This is a genomic window from Arthrobacter sp. zg-Y769 (assembly GCF_020907405.1).
Lineage (GTDB): Bacteria > Actinomycetota > Actinomycetes > Actinomycetales > Micrococcaceae > Arthrobacter_B.
This window is the reverse complement of sequence record NZ_JAJJOE010000014.1, coordinates 53,518-70,171: the sequence shown is the minus strand read 5'-3', so window position 1 is coordinate 70,171 and position 16,654 is coordinate 53,518. Positions and strand designations below refer to the sequence as shown.

At 65.3% G+C, this 16,654-nt stretch carries 17 protein-coding genes and 1 tRNA gene; 6 read left to right on the top strand and 12 right to left on the bottom strand.

Annotated features, from left to right (window positions below):
• Positions 1-13: 13 nt before the first annotated feature.
• On the bottom strand, positions 14-1,570 hold the full coding sequence (locus tag LOC60_RS13905) for a solute symporter family protein (RefSeq protein WP_230026275.1): 1,557 nt from the start codon (positions 1,568-1,570) through the stop codon (positions 14-16).
• Positions 1,571-1,638: 68 nt separating this feature from the next.
• Entirely contained in the window at positions 1,639-2,010 is a 372-nt protein-coding gene (locus LOC60_RS13900) for a DUF485 domain-containing protein (protein ID WP_230026147.1), read from the bottom strand.
• 229 nt (positions 2,011-2,239) lie between these two features.
• Between LOC60_RS13900 and LOC60_RS13895 the strand changes: the two genes are divergently transcribed.
• The 4 genes from LOC60_RS13895 to LOC60_RS13880 are packed head-to-tail and all read left to right on the top strand — an operon-like array spanning position 2,240 to position 6,128.
• Positions 2,240-3,451 carry a sensor histidine kinase gene (locus tag LOC60_RS13895; protein ID WP_230026145.1) on the top strand — a complete coding sequence of 404 codons (1,212 nt, stop codon included), beginning with the start codon at positions 2,240-2,242 and terminating at the stop codon, positions 3,449-3,451.
• A 10-nt stretch (positions 3,452-3,461) separates the two neighbouring features.
• A complete protein-coding gene (locus LOC60_RS13890; protein ID WP_230026143.1) occupies positions 3,462-4,202 on the top strand; it encodes a LytR/AlgR family response regulator transcription factor in 741 nt (246 codons plus the stop codon).
• A complete protein-coding gene (locus LOC60_RS13885) occupies positions 4,199-4,597 on the top strand; it encodes a hypothetical protein (protein WP_230026141.1) in 399 nt (132 codons plus the stop codon). The genes LOC60_RS13890 and LOC60_RS13885 overlap by 4 nt, the downstream gene beginning before the upstream one ends.
• 28 nt (positions 4,598-4,625) lie before the next feature.
• Positions 4,626-6,128 carry a sodium/solute symporter gene (locus LOC60_RS13880; protein ID WP_230026273.1) on the top strand — a complete coding sequence of 501 codons (1,503 nt, stop codon included), beginning with the start codon at positions 4,626-4,628 and terminating at the stop codon, positions 6,126-6,128.
• Positions 6,129-6,134: 6 nt separating this feature from the next.
• On the opposite strand, the gene LOC60_RS13875 is transcribed toward LOC60_RS13880, so the two are convergent.
• The 6 genes from LOC60_RS13875 to rpsB all read right to left on the bottom strand — a co-directional run bounded on the left by LOC60_RS13875 (position 6,135) and on the right by rpsB (position 11,593).
• Positions 6,135-6,713: a DivIVA domain-containing protein gene (locus tag LOC60_RS13875; RefSeq protein ID WP_230026139.1), complete on the bottom strand. Its 579-nt coding sequence runs from the start codon at positions 6,711-6,713 to the stop codon at positions 6,135-6,137.
• Positions 6,714-6,919: 206 nt separating this feature from the next.
• A complete protein-coding gene (locus LOC60_RS13870; RefSeq protein ID WP_230026137.1) occupies positions 6,920-7,807 on the bottom strand; it encodes a phosphatidate cytidylyltransferase in 888 nt (295 codons plus the stop codon).
• A 77-nt stretch (positions 7,808-7,884) separates the two neighbouring features.
• A complete protein-coding gene (gene frr, locus LOC60_RS13865; protein WP_227924437.1) occupies positions 7,885-8,442 on the bottom strand; it encodes a ribosome recycling factor in 558 nt (185 codons plus the stop codon).
• A 411-nt stretch (positions 8,443-8,853) separates the two neighbouring features.
• Entirely contained in the window at positions 8,854-9,585 is a 732-nt protein-coding gene (gene pyrH, locus LOC60_RS13860) for a UMP kinase (protein ID WP_230026135.1), read from the bottom strand.
• A 139-nt stretch (positions 9,586-9,724) separates the two neighbouring features.
• On the bottom strand, positions 9,725-10,564 hold the full coding sequence (gene tsf, locus LOC60_RS13855; RefSeq protein WP_230026133.1) for a translation elongation factor Ts: 840 nt from the start codon (positions 10,562-10,564) through the stop codon (positions 9,725-9,727).
• Positions 10,565-10,693: 129 nt separating this feature from the next.
• Entirely contained in the window at positions 10,694-11,593 is a 900-nt protein-coding gene (rpsB, locus tag LOC60_RS13850; RefSeq protein ID WP_230026132.1) for a 30S ribosomal protein S2, read from the bottom strand.
• A gap of 450 nt (positions 11,594-12,043) precedes the next feature.
• Between rpsB and LOC60_RS13845 the strand changes: the two genes are divergently transcribed.
• Entirely contained in the window at positions 12,044-12,637 is a 594-nt protein-coding gene (locus LOC60_RS13845) for a M23 family metallopeptidase (RefSeq protein WP_230026130.1), read from the top strand.
• A 54-nt stretch (positions 12,638-12,691) separates the two neighbouring features.
• Positions 12,692-12,829: a hypothetical protein gene (locus LOC60_RS13840; protein WP_230026128.1), complete on the top strand. Its 138-nt coding sequence runs from the start codon at positions 12,692-12,694 to the stop codon at positions 12,827-12,829.
• Positions 12,830-12,928: 99 nt separating this feature from the next.
• On the opposite strand, the gene LOC60_RS13835 is transcribed toward LOC60_RS13840, so the two are convergent.
• The 4 genes from LOC60_RS13835 to LOC60_RS13820 form a co-directional block, all read right to left on the bottom strand.
• Positions 12,929-14,113, bottom strand: coding sequence for an acyl-CoA dehydrogenase family protein (locus LOC60_RS13835; protein ID WP_230026126.1), 1,185 nt, complete (start codon positions 14,111-14,113; stop codon positions 12,929-12,931).
• Between the two features lie 252 nt (positions 14,114-14,365).
• A tRNA-Ile gene (locus LOC60_RS13830) sits at positions 14,366-14,442 on the bottom strand.
• A 55-nt stretch (positions 14,443-14,497) separates the two neighbouring features.
• On the bottom strand, positions 14,498-15,697 hold the full coding sequence (locus tag LOC60_RS13825; protein ID WP_230026124.1) for a glycosyltransferase: 1,200 nt from the start codon (positions 15,695-15,697) through the stop codon (positions 14,498-14,500).
• On the bottom strand, positions 15,694-16,626 hold the full coding sequence (locus tag LOC60_RS13820; protein WP_230026123.1) for a DMT family transporter: 933 nt from the start codon (positions 16,624-16,626) through the stop codon (positions 15,694-15,696). The genes LOC60_RS13825 and LOC60_RS13820 overlap by 4 nt, the downstream gene beginning before the upstream one ends.
• Positions 16,627-16,654: the final 28 nt, after the last annotated feature.

Below are 16,654 nucleotides of genomic sequence, written 5' to 3'. Positions count from 1 at the left end.
AAGCGGCCGAGCCCTAGTGGTCGACGGCCTTCTCGGCGCCGACGCCGGTCAGGGACCGGACTTCCATTTCCGCCTGCTTGATGGCGGATTCGGTGTTCTTATCCAGCACGGTGCCCAGCCAGCCCAGGAAGAAGGCCAGCGGAATGGACACGATTCCGGGGTTGTTCAGCGGGAACCACTGGAAGTCCGCACTGGGGATCATCGAGGTCTCGAGGCCCGAAACCACCGGAGAGAACGCGATGAGCAGGATGGCGGAACCGAGGCCGCCGTACATGCTCCACAGTGCGCCCTGGGTGGAGAACTTCCGCCAGTAGAGCGAGTAGACGATGGTCGGCAGGTTGGCGCTGGCCGCCACTGCGAAGGCCAGGGCCACAAGGAAGGCTACGTTCTGTCCCTGGGCACCGATACCGCCCAGGATCGAGATGATGCCGATAACCACCACCGTGGTGCGGGCTACCTTGACCTCTCCGTCTGCGTCCACCTGTCCCTTGCGGATGACGTTGGCGTAGATGTCGTGGGCGAAGGAGGCCGCTGCCGTGATGGTCAGGCCGGCAACCACCGCCAGGATGGTGGCGAAGGCGACGGCGGAAATCAGTCCCAGCAGCACCGGCCCGCCCAGCGCAAAGGCCAGCAGGGGTGCAGCCGAGTTCACTCCGCCGGGAGCGCCCGTGATGGCATCCGAGCCGATCAGCGCCGCGGCGCCGTAGCCCAGAACCAGGGTGAACAGGTAGAAGATGCCGATCAGCCAGATGGCCCAGACAACGGAACGCCGGGCTTCCTTGGCGGTAGGCACCGTGTAGAAGCGCATCAGCACGTGCGGCAGGGCGGCGGTGCCCAGCACCAGAGCCAGTCCGAGGGAGACGAAGTCCAGCTTGGAGGTGTCCGACTTGCCGTACTGCAGCCCCGGATCCAGGATGGCGGGGTTGCCGGTGGTCTCGACCGCTGCCCCCAGCAGGTCCGAGAGGTTGAAGTCGTGCAGGGCCAGGACCCAGACGGTCATGATGGCCGCGCCTGCAATCAGCAGGAAGGCCTTGATGATCTGCACCCAGGTGGTGCCCTTCATGCCGCCGATCAATACGTAGATGATCATCAGGGCGCCGACGACGGTAATGACCAGCGACTGGCCGATCTTGCCGTCAATGCCCATCAGCAGGGAAACCAGCCCGCCGGCGCCTGCCATCTGCGCCAGGAGGTAGAAGAAGCAGACGGCCAGGGTGGTGATGGCTGCGGCAATCCGGACCGGACGCTGCTTGAGCCGGAAGGAGAGCACATCGGCCATGGTGAACTTACCGGTGTTGCGGAGCATTTCAGCGACCAGCAGCAGGGCCACCAGCCAGGCAACGAGGAAGCCGATGGAGTACAGGAAGCCGTCATAGCCGTTGACCGCAATGGCGCCGACGATGCCGAGGAAGGAAGCGGCCGAAAGGTAGTCACCCGCGATGGCGGTGCCGTTCTGCGGCCCGGTGAAGGACCGGCCGGCGGCATAGTAATCGGCTGCCGTCTTGTTGTTGCGGCTTGCCCGCAGCACCACCACGAGGGTGACGGCTACGAAGACACCGAAGATGATCATGTTGAGCAGGCCGGTGTCCTTGATGGATTCGGCCGTGACCTCAGTGGCGGCGGAAATGTGCAGGCTGTTCACTTGGTCTCCTCCGGACGGCTCACTCCGTGGGCCTCAAGGTCGTGGCGCAGGTCCGCCGCAATGGGGTCCATCCTGCGGTTGGCGTAGCTGACATATGCCATCGTGATGCCGAACGTGCTGACGAACTGCAGCAGGCCCAGGATCAGGCCCACGTTGATGTTCCCGATGACCGGGGTGGACATAAAACCGTGCGCGTAGTCGGCCAGTAGGACGTACGCGAAATACCAGACCAGGAAAACCACGGCCATGGGGAAAATAAAGCTGCGCTGGCGCTTGCGCAGTTCCTGGAACTCAGGCGAGCTCTGGACTTCCCGGAAGTCCACCTGATCCGGGTGCGCAGCGTGTGAAACCGGCTGCTCTTCAGCCATTGTTCCTCCTCTGTTGGAGCCCGCTCTGCGCGCTGCATCCACCAGTGGAGGCCAGGACACGACGCTGTGCAAGCTGTGACGCTCATCACTTTCCTACAATGCCGGCGCCGGTGTCCGTCTGCCGCACCAACGCGTCGGTGAACGGTTGGTTCCGTGCGGTGAACGGCACTCGACCGCGCTGAACGGCGTTGAACCGCAGGTCCGCCCGACGGACCGCTAGGGTGGGTCCATGCCCAGTCCCGCCGTCGATATTGCCCTGATCTGCGCCGTCGCCGTCCTGACCATTGCGGCGGTGGGCACCCTCGGCTTCCGGCTCAGCCGCTCACAACGGGACCTGGGGTCCGACGCCGAGCGGGCAACCTATGCGACCCTCCATACGGCGTCGCTGGCCTCCGCACATCTCCGTGCGGGGCTGACCCCTGCCGGGGCCCGCAAGGCCAGCCGGCACCTGCGTGACCTGCTGGACTGTGACACCCTGGTGATCACCGACGCCTCGGCGGTGCTGGCGTGGGACGGCGCCGTGAATGACACACCCTTCCGCCGCCAGCGGCTGTTATCCGCCGCGGCGCTGGTGTTGGAATCCGGCCGGACGCGGGTCTTCCGCGGCGCGGCATTGCGGGCCCTCGGCCTCCAGGACTCCGGCTGCGAGCTGCTGATCTCCCCGCTGCCGGTCAACGGCGAGACCGTTGGCACGGTAGCCGTGTTCGCGCCGACGGTCCGTGCCGGGCTGGTGCGGGCAGCCAATGAGGTGGCAGCCTGGCTCGCCACCCAGGTGGAGCTGGCCGAACTCGATGCCTCCCGCGCGCAGTTGATGGAGGCCGAGGTGCGGGCGCTCCGGGCGCAGATCAGTCCGCACTTCATCTACAACTCCCTGAACGCGATTGCCTCCTACATCAATACGGATCCGGCCCGCGCCCGGGAGCTGGTGGTCGAGTTCGCCGATTTCACCCGCTATTCCTTCCGGCGGCACGGCAACTTCACCACCATCGCGCAGGAACTGGAATCCGTGGACCGGTATCTGCTGCTCGAACGGGCACGCTTCGGTGAACGGCTCAAGGTGGCCCTGCAGATCGCCCCCGAGGTGCTGGGCACGGTCATCCCCTTCCTTTCCCTGCAGCCGCTGGTGGAGAATTCCGTCCGGCACGGTCTGGAAGCCAAGGACGGGCAGGGGCGGATCAGCATTGCAGCCGTCGACGCCGGGGCGGACGCCGTGATTACCATCGAGGACAACGGCGTGGGCATGGACCCCGAATACCTCCGCTCCGTCCTGGCCGGGCATGCCGACGGGGACCACGTGGGCCTGCGGAACGTGGATGTGCGGCTGAGGCAGGTGTACGGCGACAACCACGGTCTTGTCATTGACACGGCACCGGGCGCCGGCACCCTGATCACCATGCGTGTCCCCAAGTCGCAGCCGGAGAACCGCCCCACGGACGCGTAATCTGATGTCCATGCGCAAACCCCTCCGGCCGCTCACCGTCGTAGTCGCCGACGACGAAGCCCCCGCCGTCGAGGAGCTCGCCTATCTCCTGGGCCAGGATGCCCGGATCGGCACGGTGTACCGGGCCGCCAGCGGCGCCCAGGCGCTGCAGCAGATCGAGGCCCGCGACGTCGACGCCGTGTTCCTCGACATCCACATGCCTGCCCTCTCGGGGCTGGAGATCGCCAAGGCGCTGAGCGGCAGGGAGCGCCCGCCCGCCGTCGTCTTCGTCACTGCGGATGAGGACCAGGCGCTCCGGGCCTTTGACCTCGCAGCCCTGGATTACCTGCTCAAGCCGGTACGGCCGGAGCGGTTGTCCGAGTCGGTGCGCCGGATCTGCGAGCTCGCATTCGACACCGAGCCTGAAGACGCCGACGTCGTCACCGTCGTCCAGGGCGCGACGACGAAGATCATCCCCCGCGGCGAGATCCGCTACGTCCAGGCGCAGGGCGACTATGCCCGGCTGCACACCGCCGACGCCAGCTACCTTATCCGGGTACCCCTGGCGGATCTGGAAGAGCAGTGGGCCGGTGCCGGATTTGTCCGCATCCACCGCTCCTACCTCGTGGCCCGGAACCACATCCGCCAGGTGCGGCTGACCGGCGGGCGGGCAAGCGTGCAGCTGGGCGCGGTGGACCTGCCGGTTAGCCGGCGGCACCTGCCGGCCGTGCGCAACACGCTCGACGCCGGACGGGTCCGGCCCACGCAGTGAACCGCACCCCAGAGCCCGGTTCCGGCCCGGCACCGGCACCGGCACCGGCGCGGGTCCGGGTGACCGCACCCGGCACGGGTGCAGCGCCGTTCCCGGTCTCCCGCGAACTGGACGAACAGTCCGAAGTGGGCGAGTTGATCATCGGCGCGCTGATCCGCAGCCAGCTGAGGCTGGCGCTGGTGGTGGGCGGCGGGTTCCTGCTGATCCTGCTCGGCGTCCCGGTACTGCTGGCCTTCCTGCCGGTAGTTGCCGAACTGGCGGTCTTCGGCGTCCCTGCCCCCTGGTTCCTGCTCGGTGTCGGAGTTTATCCGCTCGTCATCGGCTGCGGGCTGCTCTACGTGCACACTGCACAGCGAAACGAAACCCGTTACCGCGACCTGGTGGACGGGCGGTAACCCGGTGACCTGGGATGTTGACGCCGCCATGAGCCCGGGCTTCGGTTACACCGCGCTGGCACTGGTTTCCGCCGCGACGCTGCTGATCGGTTTCTACGGACTGCGGATCTCGCGGACCACCAGCGACTTCTATGTGGCCTCCCGGACGGTAAAACCGTGGTGGAATGCTTCGGCCATCGGCGGCGAATACCTTTCCGCAGCCAGCTTCCTGGGTGTCGCGGGGCTGATTGTCGCCTCCGGTGTGGACGCGCTCTGGTTTCCCATCGGGTACACCGGCGGCTATCTGATGCTCCTGCTCTTCGTAGCCGCTCCCCTGCGCCGGTCCGGGGCGTACACCGTCCCCGACTTCGCCTCGGCCCGGCTGGAATCCCTGCCGGTGCGCCGCCTGACCAGCCTGCTGGTGATTGCCATCGGCTGGCTGTACATTGTGCCGCAGCTGCACGGCGCGGCCCTCACCATGCGCATCACCACCGGGCTGCCCCCAGAGCTCGGCGCCCTGGTGGTGACCGGCGTCGTCTGCCTGAGCGTGGTAACCGGCGGCATGCGGTCCATCACGTTTGTCCAGGCTTTCCAGTACTGGCTGAAACTGGTGGCCATTGCCGTGCCCGTGCTGTTTATCCTCTTCCGCCTCGCGGGCGACGGCCCGCCCGGGGCCGACGGCGGCCGGCTCCTGGCGGAGGCGCTGAACCCGGAAACCAATGCGCCGCTGTACCGCAATATCTCGCTGAGCATCGCGCTGCTCTGCGGCACGCTGGGCCTCCCGCACGTGCTGGTGCGCTTCTACACCAACCCCGACGGCGGATCCGCCCGGCGGACCACGCTCATTGTCCTGGGCCTGCTCTCCCTGTTCTACATTTTCCCGATCACCTACGGGGTGCTGGGCAGGATCTATGCCCCGGATCTGGGGGACGGCGGGGCAGCAGACGCCACGGTGCTGCTCCTGCCCGGGAGGGTGTTCGACGGCGCTTCCGGGGATCTCCTGGCGGCACTGGTAACGGCCGGGGCCTTCGCCGCCTTCCTCTCCACCAGCAGCGGATTGACCGTCTCGCTGGCGGGGGTGATCAGCCAGGAATTCTTCCGCGGCAGCGTTGCCGGGTTCCGTGTGTCCGCGGTGCTGGCCTGCGTCGTGCCGCTCGCCATTGCGCTGCTCACCGAATCATCGGCACTGGCCGGGAGCATCGGGATGGTGTTTGCGTTCACGGCCTCCACTCTTTGTCCCCTGCTGGTGCTGGGGATCTGGTGGCGGCGGCTGACGGCGGCCGGGGCAGGGGCGGGGATGCTGACCGGCGCACTGCTGTGCGGCGGGGCGATGGCCGCCGGTGCCGTGCTGCCGCGGGTAGGCACGGAGATTCCGGTGTGGATCGCGCAGCCCGCAGCCTGGACGGTTCCGGCGGCGTTTGCCGTGACGGTGCTGGTGTCCCGGCTGACTGCACGATCCGTTCCCGGCGGGGCGGCGAAGTTCCTGGCGCGGCTGCACACTCCGGAGCCCCTGGATCCGCCCCGCCCGGGAACCGGAGCCGAGGCAGGATAGGACTGCTTAGTCTATGGAGGCCATCAGCTCGACCACGCGGTCCAGGAAGGCGTCCACCTGGCTTTCCTCGTAGCCCTGCCCGCCCTTGGCCTCCCGGAAGACGGCACGGCGCACCACGTCCACGCTGAGGGGACGGTCATGCTCGAAGTAGCCAAGGAGTTCGTTGCACAGGGCGTCAACGTCCTCGACGTTGTAGCTGGTGGCACGCTTCCTGCCGGGACGGCGGAACCGCTCCCCCGGCTTGCGGTGCAGGCGGGCCCGAAGAACTGCGGACAGCCGTCCGATCTGCAGCAGCCACGCTTCTTCTCCGCGGTCGGTAATCAGGCGGTCGCGTTCCCGCTGGGCGAAGACGTCCTCCAGGCGGTCCAGTGCGGCATCCACTGCCTGCGGTTCGTAGCCGCCCTTTGCCGGATCGAAAGCCATTGACCGTACGTCGGCGCTGGTCACCGGATTGGCGGACGTGGAATCCGAGTTGTAGTAATTACGGGCCTTCGTCAGGAACTCATCAACCTGGCGGATGTTGTAGCCGAAGTCCCGTCGTCCCACGCGTTCGAAAGGGGCACTGGCCTGCCGCGCATCGTCCATGAATATGTTGTTCCTCTGTGGTTATTTCCCGCGGAGTTACGCCGCTGGATCCCGGTGTTCTGCAGGGTGTTCCTGCTGCGGGTTCCTGCAGTGGTCCTGCCGGCATCGTGTGAAACTGTGAAACATCTTACGATGCCGGCACCGCCGGACTGTGTTCCGGCACACCGTCCGTTGCCGGACTGTTACGGATCCATGCCGTACCTGCGCTAGGACACCGTGCTAAGCAGCACCGACAGCAGGAACACCACTGGGGAGGCAAAGACCACCGAGTCGAGCCGGTCCATCACCCCGCCGTGTCCGGGCAGGAGATTGGACATGTCCTTCACGCCCAGTTCCCGCTTGACCATGGACTCGGAGAAGTCACCGGCGGTTGCCGCGGCCACGGTCGCCACCGCGAGCACCACTCCGAACCACCAGGGCTGGTCCAGGAACAGGACTGCCGCGCCGACGCCCACGATTGCTGCGCCGACGGCGGATCCGGCAAAGCCCTCCCAGGACTTTTTCGGGCTGATCTTCGGTGCCATCGGATGCTTGCCGAAGAAGGCACCTACCAGGTAGCCGAAGGTGTCATTGGAGACGACAAGCAGCAGCAGCACGGCCACTCGGATCTGCCCGTCGGGTTCGCGCAGCAGCAGCAGGGCGAAGCTCAGCAGGAACGGCACCCAGAGAACCACGAAGATGCCGGCCAGGATGCTCTGGATCGCTTCGGCGGCGGTGTCGATGCTGCGCCACAGGAGGATGGCGACGGCCGTTGCCACCATGGCGAAGGCCAGCGCCTCCGTGCCGCCGAAGAACGCTGCGAACGGCAGCCCCACGGACCCGACCAGCACCGGCACCTGCGGTACCTTCATTCCGCGCACCTCGAGGGCGCGGTTGACTTCCCAGACGCCGACGGCGGCGAAAACCACCGCAATGATCACGATGGCAAACGGGAAGAAGAGCAGTCCGCTCAGCAAAGAGCCAAGCAGGATCACTCCAACGGCAATGGCAGCAGGCAGGTTGCGTCCGGCGCGCGAGACCTTTACAGGCTTCTCGGCCCTGCGGCGGCTCCGGTCGCTGCGGCTCCGGACCTGTCCGGAATCAGCTGCGCTCATGTCGTTGGCCTTTGCTGCCGGAACAGTCTCGACGGACGGTGACCCGCCAGCCCGGGTGGGAGGCTGGGTATCACTCATCAGACCTCGAGAAGCTCGGCTTCCTTGCGCTTGAGGAGTTCGTCAATGGAATCCGTATGGGCCTTGGTCAGGGCGTCGAGATCCTTTTCCGCCCGGGCGCCGTCGTCTTCGCCCACTTCGCTGTCCTTGACCAGGCGGTCAATGCCGTCCTTGGCCTTGCGGCGGATGTTGCGGACGGATACCTTGGCGTCCTCGGCCTTGCCGCGGACAATCTTGACGTATTCCTTGCGGCGGTCCTGAGTCAGTTCGGGCATGATGACCCGGATGACCTTGCCGTCGTTGGACGGGTTGGCGCCGACCTCGGAGTCGCTCAGTGCCCGCTCAATCGCGCGCAGGGCGCTGACATCGTAAGGGGTGATGAGCAGCGTTCGTGCATCCGGGGTGGCGAAGGACGCCAGCTGCTGCAGCTGCGTCGGGGAACCGTAGTAGTCCACCAGCACCCGGTTGAACAGGGCCGGGTTGGCGCGTCCCGTACGGACGGAGGAGAAGTCCTCCTTAGCAACTTCCACCGCCTTGTCCATCTTGTCGGCGGCCTCTTTCAAGGTGTCTTCGATCACGGTCTCTCCTCATAAAACAGTGTCCACAAAGCGCTACCCGCTTAGTGGCCGGACTCTAATATCATCCTAAGCCAAAAGGGTGCGGGTTCCCTGCACCGAGCCTGCGAGGTGTAGGGGAACCCTTTCGGCGCAAAAGGGTGCGGGTTCCCTGCACCGAGCCTGCGAGGTGTAGGGGAACCCTTTCGGCGCAAAAGGGTGCGGGTTCCCTGCACCGAGCCCCACCCCAGAGCTTGAGGTTGAACGGCAACCGCCCCGCTGGGGAGAACAAGGTATTGCGACTCGAAATCAGTGGCTCCCGCGCGTCCCGGAGGGACCTGGAGGAAGGCGGCTTTAAATTCCGGAGGCCGCCTGCGGCCGAGGGGATTTCGTTGCCGCCGTTCCAGGTCCCGCAGGGACCGCCCAATGGACCGGTTAGTTCGAAACGATGGTGCCGATCTTCTCGCCGCGGATGGCGCGGGTGACGTTCCCTTCACCCTCCATGCCGAACACAACCATGTTCAGGTCGTTGTCCTTGCACATGGTCATGGCAGTCTGGTCCATGACCCGGATGTCCTGGCGCAGGGCGTCGTCGTACGTCAGGGTGTCCAGCCGGACTGCGGTGGAATCCTTGTTCGGATCGGCGGTGTAGACACCGTCCACTCCGCTCTTGGCCATCAGCACCTCGTCCGCGTGGACCTCGAGGGCACGCTGCGCAGCCACGGTGTCAGTGGAGAAGTACGGCAGGCCGGCGCCCGCACCGAAGATGACCACGCGGCCCTTTTCCAGGTGCCGGATGGCGCGCCGCGGAATGTAGGCCTCGGCGACCTGTCCCATGGTGATGGCGCTCTGGACCCGGGTCTCGACGCCGGCCTGCTCCAGGAAATCCTGCAGGGCGAGGCAATTCATCACGGTGCCGAGCATGCCCATGTAGTCCGCGCGGGAACGGTCCATGCCGCTGGTGGACAGTTCCGCCCCGCGGAAGAAGTTCCCGCCGCCGACGACGATGGCCACCTCGACCTGTCCAACGGTCGCAGCGATCTGCTTGGCCACTGCACGCACGGTATCGGGATCCACGCCGAGCTTCCCGCCGCCGAACACCTCGCCCGAAAGCTTAAGCAGTACGCGTCGTCGCGGAGAATCGGTTTCTTTCAGTACGTGGGCCATTGTGCCTCCCGGGCATAGGTGCTGGTGCTGCTTTTAAGACTAGTGAGCTGTTCTGGACAGGCAAAAGGGGTGGTCACCCGCGGTGACCACCCCCTCTGTCATGATGACGTTTCCGTCGGAACCGTTGTTGCCTAGATAATTAGGCGCCTACACGGAAGCGGGCGAAGCCTGCCGGTGCGACACCGGCTTCTTCGAGAACCTTGCCCACGGTCTTCTTGGCGTCCTTGGCGAACGGCTGGTCCAGCAGGACGATTTCCTTGAAGAAACCGGTCAGGCGGCCTTCGACGATCTTGGGCAGTGCGCCTTCGGGCTTACCCTCGGCGCGTGCCGTCTCGTCTGCAATGCGGCGTTCGTTCTCGACCGTCTCTGCCGGAACTTCGTCGCGGGTCAGGTAGGTCGGAGCGTATGCAGCGGTGTGTACGGCGACGTCGTGGGCTGCGGTGGCAGCCTCTGCGCCTTCGCCGTCAACAGCGAACAGCACGCCGACCTGTGCCGGAAGATCCTTGGAGGTCTTGTGCAGGTACGCATCAACGGTCTTGCCTTCGATGCGTGCCACGCGGCGGACAACGACCTTCTCGCCCAGGATTGCGCCTTCTTCGACAACAACCTCGGACAGCGGCTTGCCGTCAACGTTGTAGGCGAGGAGGGTTTCGGCGTCGGCAGCAGCGGACTCAACAGCAGCGGCCAGAACCTTGTCCGCCAGTTCAATGAACTTCGGGGACTTGGCAACGAAGTCGGTCTCGCAGTTGAGTTCGATCATGACACCGACGGTGCCGTCGATAACCTTGGCGGCAACCAGGCCCTCGGCGGTGGAACGGCCTTCACGCTTGGTCGCGCCCTTCAGGCCCTTGATGCGGATAAGCTCCATGGCCTTGTCGGCATCGCCGTTGGCCTCGTCCAGAGCCTTCTTTACATCCATCATGCCTGCGCCGGTACGCTCGCGCAGTGCCTTGATGTCAGCAGCAGTGTAGTTCGCCATTTGGACTCCAGTCCTCCCGTAATAAGTATTGGTGCGGTTCTGCCAGTGCGGCTGGCCGGAAATACCGGCCAGCCGCACGACAACCCAGGTCCGGGGGAATCATTCCCCGGGACTAAGGAAATACGTTCTTTACTTCTCGGTTACTTCGGCTGCCGGAGCGTCAACGATGGCGTCGACATCAGCGGCGGGAGCCTCGGCAGCTTCAGCGGCCGGAGCAGCTTCGGCGGCGGGGGCTTCAGCAGCGGCGTCAGCGGCCGGGGTTTCAGCAGCACCTTCGAGGAGCTCGCGCTCCCACTCGGCCAGCGGCTCTGCCGGAGCTTCCGTGTTGCCGGACTTGTTGTGGCGGACGATCAGGCCCTCAGCCACGGCGTCGGCAATGACGCGGGTCAGCAGGTTGACGGAGCGGATGGCGTCGTCGTTACCCGGGATCGGGAAGTCGACGTCGTCCGGATCGCAGTTGCTGTCCAGGATGGCAACAACGGGGATGTTCAGCTTCTTGGCCTCGTCAATGGCGAGGTGTTCCTTCTGCGTGTCAACAATCCAGAGCAGGGACGGAGCCTTGGTCAGGTTGCGGATGCCGCCGAGGTTGGTTTCCAGCTTCGTCAGTTCACGACGGAGAAGCAGCAGCTCCTTCTTCGTGTGGCCGGAGGAAGCGACGTCGTCGAAGTTGATCTCTTCGAGTTCCTTCATGCGCTGGATCCGCTTGGCGACAGTCTGGAAGTTGGTGAGCATGCCACCGAGCCAGCGCTGGTTCACGTACGGCTGGCCAACGCGGGTGGCCTGCTCGGCGATTGCTTCCTGTGCCTGCTTCTTGGTACCGACGAACAGTACGGTTCCGCCGTGGGCGACAGTGGCCTTGACGAACTCGTATGCACGGTCGATGTAGGACAGCGACTGCTGCAGGTCAATGATGTAGATGCCGTTGCGCTCGGTGAAGATGAAACGCTTCATCTTCGGGTTCCAACGGCGGGTCTGGTGACCAAAGTGAACGCCGCTGTCGAGCAGCTGGCGCATTGTAACGACGGGCATGTCGTCACTCCTTCCGGCAGCAGCCGTGCGCACGGCGCACTGGTCCTACTGCCAATTGACGGTTTTAGCTGTACGCCCGGGCGGGCGGAGCTCCTGGTATCCATCAGCCGTTGCCGTTGCGGACTTCGGCGTGCTTCCCCTGCCGGCGTTGCCGGACCGTTGGAGACGCACCCCCGGTGAAGGGGATAATTGGGATACGCGTAGTCAGTTTCCGTGCCGGTGGGCCGAACCGCCGGACTGAATCCGGCCGGCAAACCCGAGACCGAACCTGGACTAAAACGTCCGGGCAGGTCCCATGGCACAGCAAGCTGCTCCGTCAAGTGTACTACAGCGCCGGACCCCCACCATCCGGTGCCATCCTTTCCTCCCCACCCGGCAACCGGTCCCCCGCAATGCCACAGGGCGCCCGGGAATCGGCACCGGGAGCCCTCGCGGATGCACAGTTGCTCCGTGAAGCGACCACCAGCCCTGCTCCTCGCGGCGGTTATGACCGTTCTTGCCTCCGGGGCTGCGGCAGTCGGCCCGCAGTCTGCTGCCACTGCCACTGCCACTGCCACTGCCACTGCCACTGCATATTCCCCGCCCTGGACCTGGCCGCTGGATCCGGCGCCTGCCCTCCTCCGGCCCTTCGATCCCCCGGCACAACCATGGCTGGCGGGGCACCGCGGTATCGATGTCGCCGCCGCCGAGGGCTCCGCCGTCCTGGCTCCTGCCGACGGGCGAGTCATTTTTGCCCGCCGGGTGGTGGACCGGCCGGTCCTGACCGTTGACCACGGCGGCGGCTTGTTGAGCAGTTTCGAACCAGTGGAGGCTTCCGTCGCCGTGGGCACAGCGGTTGCAAAGGGTGCAGCGGTGGGGACGGTGGGGGTCGGAGCGCACTGCCGCGCGGACTGCCTGCACTGGGGCGTCAGGCTGGACGGGCACTATGTGAATCCGCTCAACTACGTGACGGACCGCCGGCCGTCAGTGCTCCTCCCGGTGGGGCGATCGACTGAGCAGATAACGGGCTTATCCGAGTCCGTCGCCAATCTACTGAGCAGATAACGGGCCTTTCCATACTCCATTACCCCGTTATCTGCTCAGTGGATGTCAGGCCAAGTGCCTTCCGGTACGGCCGATGTGCTGGCACCGTCCCGCACGGCATCCTCCGCCGCGCCGCACCGCCGTCAGCCCGGCCGCACCGCCGTCGGCCCGGCCGCATTGCCGTCCCCGGCGGCCGTCGGCCCGGCCCGGTAAACGTCAGGGTTAAACCTCCGGGTTAAACGTCCCGGCCGGACCCTTTGCAGGATCCGGCCGGGGTTCTTTACTGGTCCCGCAGACGTCGCTCGCGTCGGGCTAGACGAACGCAGCCACTCCGGTGATCGCGCGTCCGGTAACCAGGGTATTGATCTCGTACGTGCCTTCGTACGAGTAGATCGCTTCCGCATCGGCGAAGATCTTGGCCATGCCGTAATCGGTGACAATGCCGTTTCCGCCCAGGATGCTGCGGCCCAGGGCCACGGATTCACGCATGCGGGCGGTGGTGAAGGCCTTGGCCAGGGCGGACTGTTCGTCCTTGGCCTGGCCCAGGTCCTCGAGCTGTGCCAGGCGGACCATCATGCCCAGCGAGCTGACGGTGTTGCCCAGAATCTTCACGAGCTGTTCCTGCACCAGCTGGAAGGATGCCAGCGGCTTGCCGAACTGCTTGCGCTCCACGGCGTATTTGCGGGCAACGTCGAAAGCGGCCATCTGCTGGCCCACGGCCTGCCAGGCGACAGCCAGACGGGTGACCTTCAGGACCTTGTTGGTGTCGCGGAAGCTGTTGGCGCCCTTGAGGTGGAACTCATCGCCGACCACCACGTTGTCGAGAACGATGTCCGCGTTCTGGACGGTGCGCAGGGCAATCTTGTTTTCAATCTTCGTTGCGCTGTAACCGGGGGTCTTGGTGTCCACCATGAATCCCTTGACCTGGTTGTCCTCGAGGTCGCGGGCATAAATCACCACCCAGTCGGAGAATGTCGCGTTGCCGATCCAGCGCTTTTCGCCGTTGAGGATCCAGTTGTCCCCGTCGCGGCGGGCGGTGGTGCGGGTGCCGCCGGCGACGTCGGAGCCGCCCAGCGGTTCCGTCAGGCCGAAGGCGCCGATCTTCTTCATGGCGTAGATGTCCGGCAGCCAGGCGGCCTTCTGCTCCTCGGACGCCAGGGCCTCGATGGAGCCGGTAAAGAGACCGTCGTGGACACCCATGAAGGTGGCGAAGGACGTGTCCGCACGCGTCATTTCGGCATGGCACAGGCCCGCGAAAAGATTGGAATAGCCCTGCCGGTACACCGGGCTCATGACATCCAGTTCGGCAACCTTGGGAATCATGTGGTGCGGGAATTCCCCGGCGTTCCACCAGTCAGCGGCGTGCGGCTTGACCTCGGCGGCGAGCCAGGCACGGATCTCGTGCAGGCGGTCGCGCTCCTTGTCAGTGAGCAGGTCCTCGAATGCGTAGAAGTCGCCGTCCGGGTACGGAAGGTTGTCGACGTCGATAATTCCCATGGAAAAAATGTCCTTAGCTGCTGATCATCGGTGATCCACTGGCGCCCATCCGGGAACCGGCTGAGCCCATGTTACCCACGAGTAACAAGGATCACAACGTGCCGCGGAAATTTGTTCAGGGACACGGGGGTGTCTGGCGGCTTTGGCGCGCCGGAGTCCGGATAAGGGGCAAAAGGAAACACCCCGGTCCGAAGACCGGGGTGTTTCCTTGTGTCGCGGGTCCTCCGTAAACGAAGTCCCGACCCATCACATTGGTAGGGCTGGTGGGGCTTGAACCCACGACCCACGGATTATGAGTCCGCTGCTCTGACCAGCTGAGCTACAGCCCCCGGTGCCCAAAGGCAACCGTTGCCATCCTAGTGGGTCCGGGGACTGGACAACCAATCAGGCCGCGTTCACGCGTTTCCCGGGATCTCCCCGGTAGAGGTCTTCGAAGGTGGACAGCGTGGCTTCCAAGCTGTGCCGGTCCACCATCTCGCGGCTGGTCCGTCCCATCTTCTCCCGCTCCTCGGCGGGCAGTTCCAGGATCTCCGTGATGCGCCCGGCCAGCTCCGAGCTGTCCCCCGGCGTAAACAGGTACCCGTTGCGCCCCTTGTCCACGAGATGCGGCAAGGCCATCGCATCGGCCAGCAGCACGGGCTTCGATGCGGACATCGCTTCCAGCGTCACCAGCGACTGCAGTTCGGCGGTGCCGGGCATGCAGAAGAGGTCGGCTTTGAGGTAGGCCTCACGCAGTTCCTTGTCGGAGACCAGGCCGCGGAAAACCACCCGGTCCTTCAGTCCCAGCCGCTGGACCTGGGCTTCCAGCGCCGCCCGGACCTCGCCGCCGCCGATAATCTCCGCCCGCACCCCGAGATGGGCCGGAGTCTTCGCTACGGCGTCGATCAGCACGTCCACGTGCTTCTCCTCGGCCAGCCGGCCGACGAAAAGAACAGTGGGCGCTTCATGCGGTGAAATCCGCTCTCCGTCATGCAGCTCGTACACCGACGCGTCGATGCCGTTGGACAACGGCATCACGTCGTGCAGGAAGGCATGGCGGTACATGGCCTCGGCGGCCAGCGGCGTGGGGGTGGTGACCACCTGCGCCTGGCCCATCACCTTGCCCATGTCCTTCCAGGAGTTGGTCGCGACGATCCGCTTCATCCACTTGGGGAATGGCAGGAACGGATCCAGGTTCGCCGGCATGAAGTGGTTGGTTGCAATAACGCGGATGCCGCGCTTGCGGGCCTCGTAGAGCGTGTACTCCCCCACCATGTAATGGCACTGGATATGCACGACGTCGGGCTGTACCCGGTCGAACAGGAGCGCAATTTCCTTCTTGATCTCCCAGGGGAGGCAGATCCGCCAGTATTCATGGGTGGGAACCCCGTGGGAACGGAGCCGGTGGACCGGCCACTCCCCCTCGAGGTCGCTGCGGCTGCCGCCGTTGACATCATTCGGGGCCAGCACGTGGACGTTGTGTCCACGCCCATGCATCCCCTGGGCCAGCCGGAAACCGAACTGTGCGGCTCCGTTCAGGTGGGGAGGATAGGTGTCACAGGCGATGAGGACGGTCAGCGGTTGGTCTACCGGGGCGTCGGTCACGTTGTAGGTCCTGCTTTCGGATTCTTTGAGGCCGGCTTTTGCCGCCTCCGCTCTTCATTCCGACGCTGGATAACGTCAGGGTGGTACCTCGAGAGGGCAACGACCCCAACAATAGCAATCAGGGCCGCCACGGACATGGCCACCGCGGCCACGGCCGGAACATCCGGCCGCAGTTCGTGCAGGACGCCGATGCCGATGGCGATCCCCACCATGGGGTCGATTACCGTCAGACCCGCAATGACCAGGTCCGGCGGGCCGCTGGAATAGGCGTTCTGCACAAACCAGGAACCCAGCGCACCCGCTGCAGCAATCGCCACGATGGTGTACCAGGGCACGTTCAGCAGGAACCGGCCGTTCGGGTTGAGCAGGTCCCCCGCAATGACCTTGGTCAGGACGGCGACAAATCCGAACAGGATCCCGGCGCCGAGGATGTGGGCGATGGCCCCGAGCCGCTTGCCGAAGAAGACGTTCAGTCCGCCGAAGAAGACGACCACGACGGCGAGGATGAGAACAATCGTCACTTCCTGCCGCGGCTCCACCACCTGCTCGGAACGGGTGACCATGATGGCGAGCGACACAAACAGCATGCTGCCGGCCACGCAGGCGGTTATCGCTGCGACGGTAATGCGGTTCAGGTGCAGGCCCTGGTCCCGTGAGTTCACTATGGTCGTGATCACCAGCGCGATGGAACCGATCGGCTGCACCACCGTCAGCGGTGCCATCGACAGCGCCGCCACGTTCAGGGCCATGCCCGTCCCCAGCAGCAGGAGCCCGAAAAGCCAGCGGGGGTTGCGCAGCAGGCGGCTGATCTGGGAGGAATTCAGGCCCAGCCCGCCCGTGTCCGCCTTGACGGCGCTGCCCTGGCGCTGGGCGCCGAAGGCAAGGAAGAAGGCGCTGGCCAAGGCGCAGGCTACGGCTACGCCTACCATCGGTTCGGTCCAGGAGCTGCCGTGCGGG

Excerpts from the sequence above, each read along its gene's own strand:
- LOC60_RS13905 (WP_230026275.1), bottom strand. The coding sequence starts at position 1,570 with ATGATCATCTTCGGTGTCTTCGTAGCCGTCACCCTCGTGGTGGTGCTG.
- LOC60_RS13900 (WP_230026147.1), bottom strand. The coding sequence starts at position 2,010 with ATGGCTGAAGAGCAGCCGGTTTCACACGCTGCGCACCCGGATCAGGTG.
- LOC60_RS13895 (WP_230026145.1), top strand. The coding sequence starts at position 2,240 with ATGCCCAGTCCCGCCGTCGATATTGCCCTGATCTGCGCCGTCGCCGTC.
- LOC60_RS13890 (WP_230026143.1), top strand. The coding sequence starts at position 3,462 with ATGCGCAAACCCCTCCGGCCGCTCACCGTCGTAGTCGCCGACGACGAA.
- LOC60_RS13880 (WP_230026273.1), top strand. The coding sequence starts at position 4,626 with ATGAGCCCGGGCTTCGGTTACACCGCGCTGGCACTGGTTTCCGCCGCG.
- LOC60_RS13875 (WP_230026139.1), bottom strand. The coding sequence starts at position 6,713 with ATGGACGATGCGCGGCAGGCCAGTGCCCCTTTCGAACGCGTGGGACGA.
- LOC60_RS13870 (WP_230026137.1), bottom strand. The coding sequence starts at position 7,807 with ATGAGCGCAGCTGATTCCGGACAGGTCCGGAGCCGCAGCGACCGGAGC.
- pyrH (WP_230026135.1), bottom strand. The coding sequence starts at position 9,585 with ATGGCCCACGTACTGAAAGAAACCGATTCTCCGCGACGACGCGTACTG.
- tsf (WP_230026133.1), bottom strand. The coding sequence starts at position 10,564 with ATGGCGAACTACACTGCTGCTGACATCAAGGCACTGCGCGAGCGTACC.
- rpsB (WP_230026132.1), bottom strand. The coding sequence starts at position 11,593 with ATGCCCGTCGTTACAATGCGCCAGCTGCTCGACAGCGGCGTTCACTTT.
- LOC60_RS13835 (WP_230026126.1), bottom strand. The coding sequence starts at position 14,113 with ATGGGAATTATCGACGTCGACAACCTTCCGTACCCGGACGGCGACTTC.
- LOC60_RS13820 (WP_230026123.1), bottom strand. The coding sequence starts at position 16,626 with ATGGTAGGCGTAGCCGTAGCCTGCGCCTTGGCCAGCGCCTTCTTCCTT.